Annotated in this window: 18 protein-coding genes; 3 read left to right on the plus strand and 15 right to left on the minus strand. The window is 73.8% G+C overall.

The window, feature by feature from the left end; genetic code table 11:
• Positions 1 to 29 precede the first annotated feature (29 nt).
• From ACIOSR_RS10850 to ACIOSR_RS10870, 5 genes are all read right to left on the minus strand, one after another.
• Positions 30 to 785: a GntR family transcriptional regulator gene (locus ACIOSR_RS10850; RefSeq protein WP_277959022.1), complete on the minus strand. Its 756-nt coding sequence runs from the start codon at positions 783 to 785 to the stop codon at positions 30 to 32.
• 102 nt (positions 786 to 887) lie between these two features.
• Positions 888 to 1,373 (minus strand): tetratricopeptide repeat protein, encoded by a 486-nt coding sequence (locus ACIOSR_RS10855; protein ID WP_402752600.1) that lies wholly within the window; start codon positions 1,371 to 1,373, stop codon positions 888 to 890.
• Positions 1,374 to 1,478: 105 nt separating this feature from the next.
• Positions 1,479 to 2,297 (minus strand): DUF4184 family protein, encoded by an 819-nt coding sequence (locus ACIOSR_RS10860; protein ID WP_402752601.1) that lies wholly within the window; start codon positions 2,295 to 2,297, stop codon positions 1,479 to 1,481.
• Between the two features lie 167 nt (positions 2,298 to 2,464).
• Positions 2,465 to 3,436, minus strand: a complete 972-nt coding sequence (locus ACIOSR_RS10865) for a helix-turn-helix domain-containing protein (RefSeq protein WP_402752602.1) — start codon at positions 3,434 to 3,436, stop codon at positions 2,465 to 2,467.
• Between the two features lie 364 nt (positions 3,437 to 3,800).
• Positions 3,801 to 4,736 (minus strand): NmrA family NAD(P)-binding protein, encoded by a 936-nt coding sequence (locus tag ACIOSR_RS10870; protein ID WP_402752603.1) that lies wholly within the window; start codon positions 4,734 to 4,736, stop codon positions 3,801 to 3,803.
• 404 nt (positions 4,737 to 5,140) lie between these two features.
• Between ACIOSR_RS10870 and ACIOSR_RS10875 the strand changes: the two genes are divergently transcribed.
• Positions 5,141 to 5,521 carry a hypothetical protein gene (locus ACIOSR_RS10875; RefSeq protein ID WP_043597691.1) on the plus strand — a complete coding sequence of 127 codons (381 nt, stop codon included), beginning with the start codon at positions 5,141 to 5,143 and terminating at the stop codon, positions 5,519 to 5,521.
• Between the two features lie 283 nt (positions 5,522 to 5,804).
• Here ACIOSR_RS10875 and ACIOSR_RS10880 read toward each other — a convergent pair whose 3' ends face one another.
• The 5 genes from ACIOSR_RS10880 to ACIOSR_RS10900 form a co-directional block, all read right to left on the minus strand.
• Positions 5,805 to 6,350, minus strand: a complete 546-nt coding sequence (locus ACIOSR_RS10880) for a cysteine hydrolase family protein (RefSeq protein WP_402752604.1) — start codon at positions 6,348 to 6,350, stop codon at positions 5,805 to 5,807.
• Positions 6,351 to 6,376: 26 nt separating this feature from the next.
• On the minus strand, positions 6,377 to 7,681 hold the full coding sequence (locus ACIOSR_RS10885; RefSeq protein WP_402752605.1) for a PP2C family protein-serine/threonine phosphatase: 1,305 nt from the start codon (positions 7,679 to 7,681) through the stop codon (positions 6,377 to 6,379).
• Between the two features lie 172 nt (positions 7,682 to 7,853).
• Complete coding sequence (locus tag ACIOSR_RS10890; RefSeq protein WP_402752606.1) at positions 7,854 to 8,951, minus strand: nuclease-related domain-containing protein; 1,098 nt, start codon at positions 8,949 to 8,951, stop codon at positions 7,854 to 7,856.
• Between the two features lie 131 nt (positions 8,952 to 9,082).
• The gene (gene chrA / locus ACIOSR_RS10895; protein WP_402752607.1) at positions 9,083 to 10,351 is read right to left on the minus strand and encodes a chromate efflux transporter; all 1,269 of its coding nucleotides are present in this window, start codon (positions 10,349 to 10,351) and stop codon (positions 9,083 to 9,085) included.
• A gap of 73 nt (positions 10,352 to 10,424) precedes the next feature.
• On the minus strand, positions 10,425 to 11,087 hold the full coding sequence (locus ACIOSR_RS10900; RefSeq protein ID WP_402752608.1) for a GNAT family N-acetyltransferase: 663 nt from the start codon (positions 11,085 to 11,087) through the stop codon (positions 10,425 to 10,427).
• A gap of 135 nt (positions 11,088 to 11,222) precedes the next feature.
• Between ACIOSR_RS10900 and ACIOSR_RS10905 the strand changes: the two genes are divergently transcribed.
• On the plus strand, positions 11,223 to 12,533 hold the full coding sequence (locus ACIOSR_RS10905) for an amidohydrolase (protein WP_402752609.1): 1,311 nt from the start codon (positions 11,223 to 11,225) through the stop codon (positions 12,531 to 12,533).
• Between the two features lie 58 nt (positions 12,534 to 12,591).
• Here ACIOSR_RS10905 and ACIOSR_RS10910 read toward each other — a convergent pair whose 3' ends face one another.
• Positions 12,592 to 13,092, minus strand: coding sequence for a MarR family winged helix-turn-helix transcriptional regulator (locus ACIOSR_RS10910; RefSeq protein WP_235452360.1), 501 nt, complete (start codon positions 13,090 to 13,092; stop codon positions 12,592 to 12,594).
• 60 nt (positions 13,093 to 13,152) lie between these two features.
• Between ACIOSR_RS10910 and ACIOSR_RS10915 the strand changes: the two genes are divergently transcribed.
• Positions 13,153 to 14,514, plus strand: coding sequence for an FAD-dependent monooxygenase (locus tag ACIOSR_RS10915; protein WP_402752610.1), 1,362 nt, complete (start codon positions 13,153 to 13,155; stop codon positions 14,512 to 14,514).
• Between the two features lie 239 nt (positions 14,515 to 14,753).
• Here the strand turns inward: ACIOSR_RS10915 and ACIOSR_RS10920 are convergent, their stop codons facing one another.
• The 4 genes from ACIOSR_RS10920 to ACIOSR_RS10935 form a co-directional block, all read right to left on the minus strand.
• Positions 14,754 to 16,199: a PTS ascorbate transporter subunit IIC gene (locus ACIOSR_RS10920; RefSeq protein WP_402752611.1), complete on the minus strand. Its 1,446-nt coding sequence runs from the start codon at positions 16,197 to 16,199 to the stop codon at positions 14,754 to 14,756.
• Positions 16,200 to 16,207: 8 nt separating this feature from the next.
• A complete protein-coding gene (locus ACIOSR_RS10925) occupies positions 16,208 to 16,510 on the minus strand; it encodes a PTS sugar transporter subunit IIB (RefSeq protein WP_056044337.1) in 303 nt (100 codons plus the stop codon).
• Entirely contained in the window at positions 16,507 to 16,962 is a 456-nt protein-coding gene (locus ACIOSR_RS10930; RefSeq protein WP_158612887.1) for a PTS sugar transporter subunit IIA, read from the minus strand. The genes ACIOSR_RS10925 and ACIOSR_RS10930 overlap by 4 nt, the downstream gene beginning before the upstream one ends.
• Before the next feature lie 113 nt (positions 16,963 to 17,075).
• Positions 17,076 to 17,807, minus strand: a complete 732-nt coding sequence (locus tag ACIOSR_RS10935) for a GntR family transcriptional regulator (protein ID WP_056227873.1) — start codon at positions 17,805 to 17,807, stop codon at positions 17,076 to 17,078.
• Positions 17,808 to 17,836: the final 29 nt, after the last annotated feature.

Raw genomic sequence — 17,836 nt, forward strand, 5'->3', positions numbered from 1 at the left:
CCCGCCGTCGGGTGCGTGGTGCCCGGCGGCTACTTGTCGACGAGGGTGATCGAGAACGAGTAGAGGTCGGGGCGGTAGCAGTGGTGCCCGACCTCGACGGCCCGACCCGACGCGTCGTAAGCCGTGCGGGTCATGGTCAGCACGGCCCCGCGCGGTTCGATCTCGAGCAGCTGGGCCTCGTCGGCGTGGGCGGCCCGGGCCCCGATCCGCTGCTTCGCCACCCGGATCGTGACGCCGAGGGCCCGGAGCAGTTGGTACAGGCCCTGGGCGGCGAGGTCGGCGTCCGAGAACGGAGCGAGGTCGAGGGGCAGGTAGTTCTCGAGCACCGCGACGGGGACACCGTCCGCCAGGCGGAGGCGCCGTACGTGGCTGACCCGGTCGCCGACCTCGATGCCGAGAGCCAGAGCGGTCTTCTCGTCGGCCGTGACGACCTGGTGGGCGAGCAGGCGTGTCGTCGGGGCCTTGCCGCTGTCGGTCAGGTCTTCGAACAGGCTGGTCAGCTCGACGTTGCGGGTCACGGGTCCGTGGACGACCTGGGTGCCGATCCCGCGCCTCCGGACGACGAGCCCCTTGTCGACCAGCTCCTGGATGGCTCGCCGGACGGTGGGCCTCGACAGGCCGAGACGTTCGCCGAGTCCGACCTCGTTCTCGAGTCGAGCGCCCGCCGGCAGCTGGCCCCCGAGGATCGCCGCCTCGAGCCGCGTGGACATCTGGAACCACAACGGGATGGGGCTGCTGCGGTCGAGGTCGGCGAAGAGGTCGGCCGGAAGCTTCGCGTCGGTCATGTGGTCCCCTCAGCCGAACGTATGTCGTGACAACCTTACGGGCGGCAGGGGCCGGTGGCCATCTCGGCGCCGGGTCGGTGCCTCGGCCGGTCCGTGGACGGGTCAGTCCCCGGTGAGCGCGGCCGCGTAGGCGCGGACCGAGCGGTGGTAGCGGGGGAGGGTCGGCTCGACGGCCTCGATCGCGACCCGCAGGGCCTCGTCGGAGCGGCCGGCGCTGTGCAGGGCGAGCGCGAGGAAGACCTTCGGTGCGGCTCCGGTGGCGGGGTGCTCGGGAGCGTCGCGCAGCATGGCGATGGCCTCGTCGACCCGGCCGAGGTTGCGCAGGGTCGAGGCGTGCTGCACGACCATCTGCGCAGCCCGGGCCGGGTCGACGGTGTCGAGGCCGGCCTCGGTCGCCGCCGCGTAGTGCCCGTGGGCCTCGGCCTCACGGCCCCCGGAGTCGTGCGCACCCCCGAGTTCGAACTCGCCCAGCGCAGGGTGCGGAGCGTCGGCGGCGAGGGCCGTCATGCGCTCGATGCGCTGCTCGTCGTCGACGGTCTCGTCGGCCCAGAGGGCGGCGACGCGGTCTTCCCAGGCCTCGGTGCTCATGCGCCCACGGTAGCGGGCTCCCCGATCGAGGCGACCCGCGCCTCCTGGTGTCGGAGCGCGGGCTCCGGGGTCGGAGCCGCGGGCGCCGGGCCCCGGCCCCGGGCCTCAGGCCCGCCGTGCGCGGCCGGACCGCGCCAGCTGCACGGCCACCGCCGCGACGGCCGTCGCGACCAGGACGAGAGCGCCCGCGAGGGTGCCGGCGAAGAACGTGAACGACTTGGCCGTGTGGACGTCGGTCGGCAGTCCCCGGGTCGAGGCGACGACCACGACGCCGGCGACGAGGGCCGCGATGAGCGAGCCCCAGAAGGCGAGGCGGATCCGCCGGGTCGAGACGGTGGCCGGTCTGCTGCTCGCCGGCGCCGGCGGAGTGCGCCGGAGGTACCGGGCGGCGGCGATCGCGAGCACGACGAGCCCGCCGAGCGACGAGGCGTACTGCGCCCACTGCGTCCCGACCAGTGGCCCCCACCGTTCGGCCAGGGCCGGGACCAGCGTGCTGCCGAACCGGTCCGGGTGCGTGAACGCGTCCCAGAGCACGTGGGTGACCACGCCGAGGACGAGGGCGAGGAGGGCCCACGGGGCGGTGCGGGCGAGGCCGGCCCCCGAGCCGGTGCCGGGGTCGCTCCCGTCGCCGGGCACGGGACCGTGCGAGTCCCACGACGTCGGCAGGCGCGATCCGATCGACGTCGGCAGCAGGGCCCGCGCCGCCGGCCGCAGCAGCACGCGCCAGACGAGGTACAGCAGCACCGCGACGGGCACCGAGAACAGCAGCAGGCTCGGGAACCCGTGGGTCTGCTCGTAGGTCACGCCGACGGGGAAGAACAGCGGCACGTCCGGCGCCATGGAGCCGACCGCGACCGCCCCGAACGGCAGGGGCGTGCGGACGAACGGCAGGGCGACGACGGCATGGCTGGGGGTGAACGGCACACGCCATCGTGGCGACCGGGGGCCGGGGTCGGCATCCACCCGGGGGTTGAGAACGTCGGACCCGAGGGGTGACCCGGCCCGGCGACGGGTTGGTCGATCCCGTGTCTCTCACGGTCGTCGAGCCGGCACGCAGCCCTCGGTGGCGACCCGCGCCTCCTCGTCCCCGCTCAGCGACCGGACGAGGCGCGGAGCGTGTCGGAGGGGCGCTCGCCGAACCGTTCCGCGTAGGCCGCGGCGAAGCGGCCGTGGTGCGTGAACCCCCAGCGGGCCGAGACGTCGGTGACGCTCGAGTCCCCGGGCCCTGCGGCGACCAGGTCCGTGCGCACGCGTTCGAGCCGCAGCCGTCGGAGGTAGGCCGTCGGGGTCGTGTCGAGGGCCCGGCGGAAGCCTTCCTGCAGGCTGCGGACGCTCGTGGCGGTCGTCGCCGCCAGGTCGGCCACGCTCCAGTCGTGGGCCGGATCGGCGCGCAGCAGCTCGATCGCGCGGGCGACCGCCCGGCCGCCCGACTGCGGCACGGGAGCCCGCAACGCCTCGGAGTGGTTGTGACCCTGCGAGAGGAGCAGGGCGTGGACGAGCGATCGTTCGAGGTTGCGGACGGCGAGCGGGTGCTGGAGGACGCCGTCCTCCCGCCGGGACGCCTCGTCGACGACCCGTACCGCCTGCAGCACGACCTGTCCGTCCGTCGCCAGGTCGAGTTCCGCCTCGAATTCGAGCGGGGCGACGGACGTCGACTCGAGCAGGTCCTCGAGCTCGCGCTGCAGTTCGGCGCGGGGGATCATCAGGGCGATCTGCGCGAAGCCGTCCCCGCAGTCGAGGTCGACCGGTCGGCCGGGCATGAAGACGCCCCCGGACCGGGGTGTCGCGTCGACCCGCCGCCCGCCGGCTGCGCGCAGGACGGCCCGACCCGCGGTGGGGATGTCGACGTGGTAATTGTCCGGCTCCGCCGTCCGGAGGCGGACGGCCCGGTCGAACCTCATGTAGCCGAGGGTCAACCGGCCCGTGCTCACGGCGTTCAGTTCGAGCCCGAGGTGGCCGGAGGGGCTCGCCGTCGGGAACTCGACGGGGAGGAAGGCCTCGCCGAGGACGCGTCGTGCCTCGTCGACGCCGTGACACGTGGCCACGCGGTGTCCGGCGAACACCTCTGGACCCTCCGCGAGCATCTTTCGACCCTCGGGGGCGGGCAGAACACCCCCTCGCGCGAATCGGCCGAGACCCCGCGTCCGGTGGATGGTGGCCCGGCTCGGTCGCTGCCTACCGTGGAGGTCCGCCGTTGCTCACCACTCGGCGATGAACGGTGGCCCTACCCGTCGGGGGGAAGGGCCACCGTTTTCTCGGCGCGGGCAGGCGGGCAGGCGCGGGCGGGCAGGCAGGCAGGCTCGCGCGGGCAGGGCGGGCGCGCGGGCGGGCAAGCGGGCGCGCAGGAGGACAGGCGCGCGGGGAGGCGCGGCGGGGCAGGCGCGGGCGGCGTCCCGGGTCGGCGACCCGCGCCTCGTCGTCCTCTGGTCAGGCGGGAGCCGACACCGAAGAACGCGGCGCGTCACCGGTCCGTGTCGCGAGGACGTCGCGGACGGTCGTCCAGTGTGCGGGACCGTAGCGGTCGCCGTCGACGTGCCGCAGCTTCGCGTCGCCGCTGAACATGTTGACGAAGTACTGCATGCCCTGCCAGGCGGGGAAGGTGTCGTCGCCCTTCGACGTGCGACGCATGACGGCCGCCATCGCCGACAGGGTGCCGGTCGTGCCGGCCCACTGCGGCTTGAAGGACGTGCCGGTGAGCTCGCTCATCGTGCGGGCTACCTGGCGGGCCGTGACCCGGTCGCCGGCGACCTCCACGACGCGCGGTGCCTCGGGGTCGAGCGCGACCCGGGCGACGACGTGGGCGACGTCGTCCTTGGTCGTGAAGTCGAGCACCTGGTCGGCCGACGACCAGAACAGCACCCGCTTGCGGTCGAACAGGACCAGGGGCGCGTCCCCGGTCAGCAGGTCGGTGAACATGCCGTTCAGCACCGACGTCGCCCGGATCGGGGCCGCGTCGACGTCGGCCGCGAACTCGCGACGCAGCTCGAAGTTGCGGTTGCTGCCCGGCGGGATGCTGCGGAAGTCGGCCGAGTAGTCCGAGGGCATGAACCGGGGCACGCCCGCCGCGACGGCGGCCTTGAGGAGGGCGCGCTGCGCGTCGACGATCACGGGGCGGGTGCCGCTGACGGCGGACACGACGACGTCGGCGCCGCGGGCGGCGTCGGTCAGGGCGGGCACGTCCGTGTAGGAGGCGCGGGTCACCTCGACCCGGTCGTCGTCAGCGAACAGCGTGGTCGCGCCGGTGCTGCCGGGGCGGGTCAGGACGCGCAGGCGCACGTCGTCCGTGGTGTCGCGGAGCAGTTCGCGGGCGATGCGCTGGCCGAGGTCGCCGGTCGCGCCGGCGAGGAGGACGGTGGTGGTCATGGGGGAGTGGCTCGTTCCGTCGGAGGGTCAGAGGCCAGTCTGCGCGCTCGACGGCGGTGCGGTGCGGTGCGGTGCGGTGCGGCTGGCGGGGTCGGGTGCTGCGGATGGCAGGACGCCAGGATGTGGACACGACGCCAGGATGTGGGCACGACGCCAGGATGTGGGCACGGTGGCTGGGAAGTGGGCAGGACGCCAGGATGTGGACACGACGCCAGGACAAGGGCTGGCGCTGTGCTCACATCCTGGCGTGGTGCGTGGTGCGTGGTGCGTGGGGACGTCCTCGGGGACGCGACCCGCGCCTCCTGCGGTCCGGCGGTGCTGGCCGTGCGCACCCTCATCATCCGGAGGGGAGCACGATGGCGGGGACCCGTGGCACCCGTGCACGGGCGAACGGAGAGAGCCGCATGAGCACCACCGACCCCGACGACTTCGTCACCCGCGCCGCACGACGGGCCCGTGAACTCATCGACACCTCCGACGTCGTGCCGCCCGTGGCCCGCGGTGCCCTGCACGACCTCGCGGGCCGGGCCGAGACCGTGGTGCGCGACGTCACCGACCGGGCCGGGTCGTCGGCCCACGACCTGGTCGACCGCGCCGAGGTGATCGCCGACCGGGCCGAGAAGACCGTGCGCGACGTCGCCGAGACCGTCACGATCGCCGCGATGGAGGCCACCGACCAGGCCCACCAGCGCTACCGCCGCCGCGCCCGCGTCACCAACGCCGTCGGCGCCACCGTCATCACCGGGCTCGTGGTCGCACTGGTGGCGAGCAGGCGTCGGGGATAGCAGGCGTCGGCACCGGCGCCGCCACCGAGCGGCCAGCCCGCCGACACCGCTGGCCTGCCGTCCCGCCGTCCGGCCGGCCCGCCACCCCGCCACCCCGCCACGAAGTGAACACCCCGCCACGCAAAAAGATGGCGGGGTGTTCACTTCGTGGCGGGAAGACCCGGAGCGGCACGGAACGGCGCTCGGCGTCCGGCGTCTGGCGCCCGGCGCTCGGCGCCCGGCGCCCGGACGGCGGGCGGGGCGGCCAGGAGCGTCACGCGGTGTCCCGCGTCACCCAGGGCGCTCAGGCGGCGAGCAGCGCCTCGCTCGTGACGACGGTCGCGAAGCTGCCGTCGAGGGCGGCCATGAAGGCGGCGTGCACGTCGCGGCCGGCGACGGTCCTCCCGCCGTGCACGAGGTCCGGGGCCGCGCAGGCGTCGGTGACGACGGTGCAGGCGAAACCGAGCTCGTGCGCGGCCCGCGTGGTCGAGTCGACGCACATGCTGCTCATCATCCCGACGATCACGAGTTCGGTCACGTCGCGCTCGCGGAGGCTGGCCTCGAGTCCTGTGCCCACGAAGCTGTTCGGCACGTGCTTCTCGACGACCAGCTCGCCGTCGCGGGGTTCGACGGCCGGGTGGAACGCGAGGCCGTCGGTCCCGGGCCGGAAGAACGTCGCGCCCTCGCCGGTCGAGACGTGGAAGACGTGAACGACGGGCTCACCCGACGCCCGGAACGCCTCGAGCACGTCACCGGCGGCAGCGGCCGCCGCCTCGGGCTCGACGAGCGGGAACGCGCCCCCGGGGAAGTAGTCCAGCTGGATGTCGACGATGAGCAGGGCGCGGGTCATCGGGCCAGCATGCCAGGCCGCGGGGCTCAGGGACGCGCCGGCACCGACGTCGGCACGAGCGTCGTCGCGACCACGGTCACGTCGTCGCTCCGGTCGCGCTCGCGGGCGAGCCGCTCGACGACCTCGACGATGCGTGCCGGCTCGGGCGTCGCGGCGAGCAGTCGCTCGAGGTCGTGCATCGCCTCGAGTTCGACGGGGAACAGGTCGAGCACGCCGTCGCTGACACACACGAACACGTCGCCCTCGTCGAGCTGCGAGCGGTGCCGGTGCCAGCCGGTGCCCACCCCGATGGGCAGGTCGGCGGAGTTCAGGCGGTCGACGGCCCCCGAGGCTCGACGGATGAAGGCCAGGCCGTGCCCCGCGTCGGCCCAGAGCACGCCGCCGTCGGCGTCGATGCGCGCGTGGAACGACGTCGTGAACTGCGTCTCGGTGTCGTACGCGCTCGTCGTCAACCCCACGGAGGCGCGGTGGAAGGCCTCGGCCGGATCGCCGTCGTCGACGCTGCTGCGGATCACCGAGCGCACCGCCGCCGCGATCATGCCCGCGCCGACGCCCTTGCCCATGACGTCGCCGACGGTCACGGCGATGCCGGTCGAGGTCGGGTACCAGTCGAAGAAGTCGCCGCCGACCTCGCGGGCCGGCACGCAGGCCCCGAACACCGCGAAGGCGTCGGGCAGGGTCGAGGCGTCCGGCGGCAGCAGCGACTGCTGCACCACGGCGGCCCGGTTGAGCTCGCGCTCGAGGGCGTGCTGCTGGGCCCGCGCCCGCTCGAGTCGGGCCTTCGCCTGCCGGGCGAGTTCGTTGACCGCCGCGGCGACGGTCGCGTAGACGACCAGGGCGAACGCCAGCCGGATCAACTCGCTCGGGCCCCGACCGTCCGCGGTGAACAGGTACGGCAGCAGCAGGGTGACGCACGTTCCGACCAGGGGCAGCAGGACGTTGCGCCGACCGGGCCAGGACGCGACCCAGACGACCGCGAGCAGCACGATCGGCAGGAAGACCGATCGCTGGTCACCCGTGCCGTACCGCAGCAGCCCCACGGCGACGAAGTCGGCCGCGGGCACCAGCAGCTCCCACCGGCGGAGCCGGGTGTGGCGGGCCATCGCGGCGGCGAACGCCAGGGCCGCGACGGCGACCGCCACGCCGAGCCACATCGTGACCGCGTCGGTGACGATCAGCCAGGGCAGGGTGGCGCTGAGCACCGCGGCCAGCGCGATCAGCAGGGCGATGAACGACTGCCGGAACAGCGGCACCTTCTCGACGGGCACGCGTCGCAGGGCCGTGTTGAGTGCCCGCCCGATCGCGTCGGCGCCCTCCGTCACGCGTCCCATGCCGGTCCCCTCGCCCCTGGATCGCCCGTCGACCACAGGTGTCGTCTTGTCTCGTCTCCCGACGACGCTACAGGGTGCCGCCGACGGGCCGCGGACCCGGGGAGGCGCGGTGTGGGCGGAACCGGCACCGTGCCTCCTGGGGGCGAGGCGTCGTCCACAGGCGACGCCTGACTCACTCGGTCGGGTCGGACCCCCGGGCATCCTGGGCGGTGGCGGTGGCGGTGGCGGCGGCGGTGGTGGCCGCGCCCTCCGACTCGGGGTCCGGGGCCGCCGCCTCGGGGGCCGTGGCCTCCGGCGCCGACGCGACTCGCGCCTCCTGGGCGTGGGCGCCGAAGCGCAGCACGTCGGCGCCGTACGACGCGAACAGCCGGGCGAGGTCGTCGACCCGGGCCCGGGACAGCTTCTTCGTCGGACGCGAGGTCAGTTCGCGGACGACGCCTGCCAGCTGGGACCGGTGTGACACGATCGCCGTGGCGGCGCCTCCGTCGGTGGCGTCGCGCTCGGTCGCGAAGACCGTCGCGTCGCGGTGCGAGTAGAAGACGCAGGTGTCGAACCAGAGCCGGACGCCGGTCTCGGCCTGCACCCGGTCGGACAGCCGCTGCGCCTGGCGCCGCACCTGCGACGCGGGGGCCTCGCGGCCGAGGTGGGTGCGCACGGTCAGCACGGTGGGCGAGTCCTTGACGACCTGCAGCGCGAACGGCGGCGTCATGGTGCTCTCGTCGAACAGGCCCGCGAAGGCCGGGAACACGCTGCTCGGGGTCAGGCCGTCGAAGACGATGCCGTTCCAGCCCTTGTTCTCGATCACCATCACGCCGGTCTCGGCGAGCAGGACGTGGTCGACCTGCGCGACGAACCGCGAGGAGGCGCCGGTCGCCACGGGAACGAAGACCACGTTGGTCAGCAACACCGCGTCCACGCCCAGCTGGCGGCAGGCGTCGGCGATGTCGTCGCGCGAGGTGGCCTCCCACTTGAGGCCGGACGCCACGAGGTCGCGGGCCTGCTTCGCCTCGGTGAGGGCGGCCTGACGCTCGGCGCCCAGGGCGTCGCGCTCGCGGGCGTGGTCGGCGGCGGCCTGGGCCAGGGCGTCGTCGTGGGCCGCGGCGAGGGCCTCGTGCTGCTCGCGGGCGGCCCGGGCCTGCTCGTCGGCGGCCGCCTTCGCGGCGGCCAGGGCCCGCTTCGCCCGCGCCCGCAGCACGACGGCGACGACGATCAGGGCGACGAGCAGAACGGCGGCGATGATCCACGGGACGAGGCTCTGGTCGAACGGCATGCCTCCAGCAGAACACGGGGTGCGGGCGGCGCGAGGGTGCCTCGCCGGGTCCCGCCCGGTCGGGGGGTCAGGCGGGCAGGGTCCCGCCCGGTCGGGGGGTCAGGCGGGCAGGGTCCCGCCCGGTCGGGGGGTCAGGCGGGCAGGGCCCCGAGCAGCAGTCCGCCGGCCGCCGCCACCGCGACGACGGCCCACGGCGGGGTCCGCCACACCACCAGCAGCACGAAGCAGACGAGCGCCAGGCAGAACGGCGCCACCCCGGTGATCGCGGTCGTGACGACGGGGTCGTAGAGGGCGGCGACCAGGAGGCCCACGACCGCCGCGTTGGCCCCGCGCATCAGGGCCCGGACCGGTGCCCGGCTCCCCAGGGCGTTCCAGAACGGCAGCACCCCGACGAGCAGGAGGAACCCGGGCGCGAAGATCGCGACGGTCGCGAGCGCGGCCCCGAGCGCGCCTCCCGGCCCGATGCCGGCCACGGTGCCGAGGTAGGTCGCGAAGGTGAACAGCGGGCCCGGAACGGCCTGAGCGGCGGCATAACCCGTCAAGAAGGTTTCGTCGTCGACGAAGCCCGGCTCGACCAGGCCGGCGTGCAACAACGGCAGGACGACGTGCCCACCGCCGAAGACCAGGGCGCCTGCCCGGTAGAAGACGTCGACGAGCGCGATCGACCCCGACCCCGTCGCGGCGGCGACGGCGGGAAGGCCGACCAACAGGGAGGCGAAGGCCACGAGGCAGACGACGCCCGCGGCCCGCGAGACGGGGAACCGGAGGGGCTCGGGATGGACGGCGGGCACCGCCGCTCCGGCCGTCGGGTCGGACCCCCGACAGAAGGCGAGCCCGGCCAACACCCCCAGCGCGATCGCCGAGAGCTGCCCGGCCGGGCCGGCCAGCGCCAGCGCGAGGACGGCCGCGGCCACCGCGATGCTCGCCCGCGTCGGGTCCGGTGCCAGCGCGCGGGACATGCCGATCACGGCATGGGCGACGATCGCGACCGCGCCGATCCCCAGCCCCGTGACGATCGCCGAGCCCACCGGACCCTCGAAGAGGCCGACGCCGGTGGCGATGACGAACATGACGAGTGCCGACGGCAGGGTGAAGGCCACGAAGGCGACGAGCGCTCCGACGGGCCCCGCCCGGAGCAGGCCGAGCCCGAACCCGACCTGGCTCGACGCCGGGCCCGGCAGGAACTGCGCGATCGCGACGAGGTCGCCGTACGCGGTGTCGCCGAGCCAGCGTCGTCTGCTCACGGCCTCGGCCCGGAAGTACCCGAGGTGCGCGACCGGGCCGCCGAACGACGTGACCCCGAGCACCGAGAACGCCGCCAGCACCTCACGCACCCGGGCCGGGCCGCGGCTCGACGGGTTCTCGGGTCGGGCCGTCGGATCGGGTGCGCGCTCGGTCACGAGGTCATCGTGGCAGGTGACCGCCCCGCGCGGTACCGCGGCCACGAGGCCACCGACGAGGAGGCGCGGGTCGTCACCCCGGGAGGCCGCGACCCCGCCAGGTCCCCAGCTCGGCGACCTCGCGCCAGCCGAGGCTCTCGTAGAGGCGGCGACCGTCGACGCTCGCGAAGAGCAGACCCGTCGTCGCTCCTCGGGCGGCGGCCCCGTGCTCGAGGCCGGCCATGACGCGGCTGCCCAGCCCGCGCCTCCGGAAGTCGGGTTCGGTCGCGATGCGGTCGAAGACGACGTCCTCGCCGACGACCGCCGCCTGGCCGCGGGCGGCGACGACGCCGTCGACCTCGACCCGGACGTGCACGACCCGGCCGTCACCGTCGTCGTCGTCGTCGCCGTCGCCGTCGACGATCACGCCCGCGGGGAGCGGCCGCGCCGACACGCGGCTCGTCATCATCCGCTCGGCGTGCGTCACGGCGTCGAGCCGGGCCAGGGTCGCGCGGGCGACGTCGTCGAGGGGGCCGACGACCGACAGCCAGACGTCGGGCGCGGTCGTCTCGTCGACGAGGCGGGTGAGCTCGTCCGGGGTCGGGCGGGCCACGATCCGTTCGACGGCGCGGGTCGCGGCGGCGACGTCGACCCGCCAGGCGTCACCGTCGCGGTGACGGGCGGCGCCACGCGAGAGCGCCCAGCCCTCGACCCACCGGTCGACGAGCGGGATGAGGCCGTCGGTCGTCTCGATCACCCCTCGAGCGTAGGCCGGGTCGGCGGCCACGAGGGGCGGCGAGAGGGCGGCGGGCACGTGGCACGTGGCGAGTGACGGGGGTGGTGGGTAGCGTCGTCGCGACGAACCACCCACGCACCACCAGAGGAGCACCTCATGACCTCGACCGGCACCGACCAGCCGCGCCCCCTCCCCGACGACGTCCGGCCGCCCGCCGTGGGCGCCCCGCTCGACGAGTTGTACCGGCATCTCCACCGACATCCCGAGTTGTCGTTCCACGAGGACGCGACGGCCGCGATCGTCGCGGCCGAGCTCACCGCCCTCGGCTTCGAGGTGCACACCGGCGTCGGGGGCACGGGTGTGGTCGGCGTGTTGCGCCGCGGGGACGGCCCGACCGTGCTGCTGCGCGCCGACATGGACGGGCTGCCCGTCGCCGAGGCCACCGGCCTGGACTACGCCAGCACGGCCCGAGGCACCGACCCCGACGGGCGCGACGTGCCGGTGATGCACGCCTGCGGTCACGACGTGCACGTGACCTGCCTCGTCGGTGCCGCACGCCGACTGGCGACCGGCGACACCTGGTCGGGCACCCTCGAGGTGCTCTTCCAGCCCGCCGAAGAGCTCGGTGCCGGCGCCCGCGCGCTCGTGGCCGACGGGCTGCTCGACCGCGTCCCCACCCCCGACGTCGTCCTCGGCCAGCACGTCGCGCCGTTCCCGGCCGGTCTCGTCGCCCTGCAGTCCGGCCCCGCCTTCGCCGCGCAGGACGGCATCCGCATCACGTTCCACGGCCGGGGCGGCCACGGATCACGCCCCGACACGACGGTGGACCCGATCGTCATGGCCGCGGCCACGGTGCTGCGATTGCAGACGATCGTCTCGCGCGAGACCGCTGCCGCTGATCGGCTCGTCATCACGGTCGGGTCGATCCACGCGGGCACCAAGAACAACGTGATCCCCGACACCGCCGAGATCCTGATCAGCATGCGGTCGTTCGACGAGCACGTCCGAGAGCGGGCGCTCGCCGCCGTCACGCGAATCGCCGAGGGCGAGGCCGCGGCGGCCGGCGCACCGCAGCCGCCCACCGTCGAGCACTACGAGAGCTTTCCGGCCGTCGTGAACGACCCGTCCGCGGCGGACCGCACCCGCGCCTCCTTGGTGCGTCGTTTCGGCGAGCAGCAGGTCATCGCTCCCGGGCCGGTGACGGGCAGCGAGGACGTCGGCATCCTCGCCACCGCGGCCGGTGCGCCGTGCAGCTTCTGGCTGCTCGGGGGTGCCGACCCCGCGTCGTTCGCCGAGGCGACGTCGGCCGCGGACGTGCCGCGGATCGTGGCTCAGCTGCCGTCGAACCACTCGCCCCTCTATGCGCCGGTCGTCGAGCCGACCCTGACGAACGGCGTGGACGCACTCGTCGCGGCGGCCCACGAGTGGCTGGCGGATCACGGTGCGTCAGGAGGCGCAGGGCACTGAGCGCACGGCCGCGCGCCTCGGTACGTCGTGACGTCTCGTCGACGAGCTCAGGGCGGCCTCAGGGCGTCGCGTCGTCGTACACGGCGATCAGTCGGTCGAGGAAGCCCTGCACGACCGCCCGCTCGGCCTCGTCCATGCCGTCGACGAGGTGCTCGATGCCGTCGATCATCGGCAGCACCTGCTCGTAGGCCCGGTCGGCCGAGGCTTGCTCGGCCGTGACGATCAGCTTGCGGCCGTCGGAGGGGTGTCGCTCGCGCCGCACGTGACCGGCCGACTCGAGGCGGTTCAACACGAGGGTCATCGCGGCCGTCGACACCTCGACGCGGCGCGCCAGCTCGCTCGGGGTCGCCGGGCCGGTCGTGATCAGGTGGTCCATGGCGTCGAGCCCGGCCCGGTCGACGCCGAGACGCTCGGCCAGGTGCCGCTCGAAGCGCTGCTGCCGGACGGCCACCTGCTGCACGCGGGCACGGATGTCGTCGGCGGGCAGCTCGCGACCGTCACGCCGGGCCCGGGTGCGGTCGTCGCGATCGGGGCGGTCGTGGGGGTCGATGTCGGTCACCACTCAACGATAGCCGTGTAGATTGCCAATATCGTTGATAATCAATCCAGGGAGCAATTAGTGACCATCCCCACCACGCGCACCCGCGTCCTCGTCTCGGGTGCCAGCATCGCGGGGCCTGCCCTCGCCTACTGGCTCGACCGCTACGGCTTCGAGACGACGATCGTCGAACGGGCCCCCGAGCTGCGGACCGGCGGGCAGAACGTCGACGTCCGCGGTGCGGGCCGCGAGGTCGTGCGCCGCATGGGCCTCGAGGACGACGTCCGCGCCGCCACCACGGGCGAGGTCGGCACCCGGTTCGTCGGGCCGACGGGCCGCACGGTCGCCGAGTTCCCGGCCGGCACCTCGGACTCCGGAGGCGCGACCGCCGAACTCGAGATCCTGCGGGGGGACCTCGCGCGGCTCCTCGTCGGGCGCACCACGAGCGACGGCCGGGGTCGTGGCACCACGTACCGCTTCGGCGACCGCATCACCGGCATCCGGGAGGACGGCGGGGTCGGGGTCGGCGGCGGGGTGGGGGCCGCCGGCGCCGCCGCCGATGCCGCCACGGGAGGCGACCCGACGACCACCGCGGCCTCCTCGCTCGCCGGCACCGCGCCTCCCGGGTCCGGCTCGCGGGGCGTCGTCGTGTCCTTCGAGCACGCTCCCGACGAACGCTTCGACCTCGTGGTCGCCGCCGACGGCATCGGCTCGTCGACGCGGCGCCTGGTGTTCGGCGACGAGCCGACGATCCGGTCGCTGGGGCTCGAGACCTCGTACGCGACGATCCCGCGCACGGCCGCAGACGACGACTGGTGGCGCTGGTACAACGCCGCCGGGGGGCGCTCGATCACCCTGCGGCCCGACCCACACGGGACGATCCGGGCCGCGATGTCGTTCGTCACCGACCGCGCCCGAGAGCGGGGCGGGGCCGAGCGCCGCACCGTCGCAGAGCAGCGGGCCCGACTGCACGAGATCTTCGACGACGCGGGGTGGGAGGCCCGCCGCGTGCTCGACGGCTTCGACCACGCGGACGACCTCTACTTCGAGTCGATCGGGCAGGTGCGGGCGCCGCGCTGGTCGTCGGGCCGGGTCGTTCTGCTCGGCGACGCCGCGTACTGCGCCTCGCCGGTGAGCGGCATGGGCACGAGCCTGTCGCTGGCCGGGGCGTACGTGCTGGCCGGCGAGCTCGCCTCGCACCGACACCACCGCGACGCCTTCGCCGGGTACGAGCGGCTGATGCGGCCCTACGTCGAGCAGGCGCAGCAGCTGCCGCCGGGGGTGCCGCGGGTCGCCAACCCGAGGTCCCGCGCGGGCGTCGTGGTGTTCCACGCCGGGGTGCGGCTCGCGTCGACCCGGGTCGCGGGTCGGCTCGGCGCACGCTTCTCCACCCCGCCGGCCGACGCGCTCGACCTGCCCGACTACGCACACCTCGAGCCCTGACGCCCTGACGCTCCCGTCGAGTGGTCCCGGATCGTCCTCCACCCCGCCGGGAAGGACGATCTGGGACCACTCGACCGAGCAGTCGGGACGAGGAGGCGCGGTGCAGGCGTCCGACGGAGGGTGCGGACACGCGCGGCGGGCACGGACGTGCAGAACGGGCGGGCCCGGCGGAGGCGGGCGTCCGGAGACGCCCGCTCGCACCGGACCCGCCCGTCCTGGCAGGAGGTCGGGAGGTCGGCCTAGCGGGCCGAGGCGGTCTCGTCGACGCGCGTGCCGTCGGCGTCCGTCGGAGCATCGGCGGAGCCGTCGCCGGCACCGCCGTCGCGGCCACCGGCCCGGCGGGCACGGGCCCGCACGAACAGGCTCGACGCGTAGACCAGCACGAGCGAGGCGAGGATCGCGACGATGACGGCGATCTGGCCGCCGGCCAGGCTGATCTGGCCGAACAGGATGCCGACGACGCCGTAGTCCGAGTCGGAGAACGTCGAGTTCGACAGTCCGATGTCGCCGAGCACCGGCAGCAGGAACAGCGGCAGGAACGTGATCGCGAGACCGTTGGCGAAGGCACCGAGCACGGCACCGCGTCGACCACCCGCGGCGTTGCCGATGACGCCCGAGGCGGCTCCGGTCATGAAGTGCGCGACGACGCCGGGGATCACGATGGCGGTGCCGGCGAAGATCATCACCGACATGCCGACGATGCCGCCGACGAAGCTCGCGAGGAACCCGATCAGCACGGCGTTCGGGGCGAACGTGAAGGTGATCGGGACGTCGAGTGCGGGGATCGCGTTCTTGACCAGGCGCTCGCTGATGCCCTTGAACGCGGGCACGATCTCGGCGAGCACGACGCGCACGCCGGCGAGGATCACGAAGACGCCCGCCGAGAAGGTCGCGGCCTGCATGACGACGTAGACGATGTAGTTCTGGCCGTCGCTCAGCTCGGTCTCGACGAACGCCGACCCGGCGAACAGGGCGACGATCACGTAGATCACGGCCATCGACAGGGCCACGATGACCGTGGTGTCGCGCAGGAACCCCAGCCCCTTCGGGAACGTGATGTCTTCCGTGGACTTCGACCGGGTGCCCTTGCCGCGGGTCAGCGTCGCGACCAGGCCGCTCAGGGCGACGCCGGCACCGCCGGTGTGGCCGAGGGCCACGTCGTTCGAGCCGGTGACCTTGCGCATGAAGGGCTGCACGATCGCGGGCGAGAGTGTCGTGACGAGACCCTGCAGCAGCGCACCCCAGAGCACGACGCCCCAGACCGGGAACCCGGCGACGCCGAGGATCACGGCGATCATCGCCGCCATGTAGAAGGCGACGTGGCCCGAGAGGTAGATGTACTTGAAGTGCGTCGTCGCGGCCAGCAGCACGTTGACGATGAACCCGAAGAAGAAGATCAGCGCGGCGGCCGAGCCGTAGTCGAGCAGCACCTGGCCGACGATGGCCTCGTTGTTCGGCACGACGCCCTGGACGTCGAACGCCTCCTGGAACATGGCGCCGAACGGGTCGAGCGAGGCGACGACCACGCCGGCTCCGGCGGCCAGCACCAGGAAGCCGACGAGGGTGCGCACGGTGCCCTTGAGCACGTCGCTGAACGCCTTGCGCTGCAGCAGCAGCCCGACGAGCGAGATCAGCGCGACGATGATCGCGGGCTGGCGGAAGACGTCCAGCAGGACGGAGAGCACGCCCTCCATCAGTTGGCCCCGGCGTCGGGCACGGTCACGCCCTTGCGCACGGCGGTCTCGCGCACCTTGGTGCGCAGCTCGGCCAGGTCGATGATGCTGTCGAGCACCACGACGTCGCCGAGGCCGCCGACCGAGTCGGCCAGGTCGGCGCCGACGAAGATCACGTCGGCGGCACCCGGGCCGACCGAGCCGAGGTCGGCGTGGTCGACGTCGACCCCGGTGATGCCCTGCTCTTTGAGGACCTTCTCGATGTTCATGTGGACCATGAAGCTCGAACCGAGGCCCGAGCTGCAGACGGCGAGGAATTTCATGCGTTCTGTCCGATCTTGGTGAGGACCGCCAGGGTGTCGGCGGGGGTGGAGGAGGCGAGCAGCTCGGCGCGGAGCGTCTCGTCGGAGAGCAGGGTGGCGAGGGCCATCATCGTGTCGAGGTGGCTCTGGGGGTCGGTCGCGGCGAGGCAGAAGAAGAGGTCGATCGGGTGCGCCGCGTCGTCGTTCAGCAGCACGGTCTCGCCGACGCGCAGGCTCGAGAGCCCGGTGCGCTCGACGCCGTTCTCGGGCCGGCTGTGCGCGAGGGCGATGCCGAAGCCCAGGTCGATGTAGGTGCCGCCCGCGGCGATCGAGTCGGTCATGGCCGCGACGTAGTGGCTGCTGATGGCGCCGTTGTCGAGCAGGGGCTGCGCGACGCGTTCGACGGCGTCGCGCCAGCCGTCGACGCGGTCGGCGAAGAGGATGGTCTCGGGGGTGAGGAGGTCGGTCAGCACTGTCGTTCCTGGTGGGGGTCGGTGACGTCGGCGTCGGGACGGGCGTCGGTGGTCGTGGGGGTCGGGAGGGGGTTCAGGAGGCGCGGCTCGGCGGACGAGGCGCGCCCGGTCGGTCAGCCGTGCAGGCCGAAGAAGATCTCGCTGTTCTGCGGGGTGAAGTGGCTGGTCCCGTACGCGACGGCCCGCTCGTCACCGTCGAACACGGTCGACGCGATCTTCAGCAGGGTCGTCCCGAGGGGGACGTCGAGCTCGTCGGCGTGGAGGGTGCTGGCCCCGTCGAGCGAGACGAGCAGGTCCTGTCGGGCGAGCGTGACGCCGTGCTCGCGGTCGAGGTGCCCGTAGAGCGAGCCGTCGGTGAAGTCGACGGTCGCCGTCTCGGGGAAGAGCGCGTGCGGCAACCAGGTCACGACGAGGTGGTGCAGCGAGCCGTTGACGAAGCGCAGGCGGGTCAGCTCGACGACCTCGTCGGCCGAGTTGATGTCGAGGTGGCTCGCCACCGTCTCGCCGGCCCGGACGACCTTCTGGTCGAGCACGCGGGTGCTGACCGCGAAGCCCTCGCCCGTCTGCTGCGCGTGGAAGCCCTTGACCTCGTCGGCGAAGCGCTCGCGGTAGTGCAGGCGGTACTGCGGCTCGGTGACGAAGGTGCCCCGGCCGTGCTCGCGCACCAGGTGGCCGTCCGCGATGAGGCCGTCGACCGCGTGCCGCAGCGTGATGCGGCTGACGCCGTACTCGTCGCAGAGGACGGGCTCGGCGGGCAGCTGCGACCCGGGCTCGAGCTTCTGGATGCGGGACAGCAGGTGCTCGCGCACGGCCACGTACTTGCTCGTGCCGCTCGTGGTGCTCATCTGGTGCCTCCGCGCCGTTGCTGAAGTGG

The sequence above is a fragment of the Frigoribacterium sp. NPDC087798 genome (assembly GCF_044742985.1).
Taxonomy (GTDB): domain Bacteria; phylum Actinomycetota; class Actinomycetes; order Actinomycetales; family Microbacteriaceae; genus Frigoribacterium.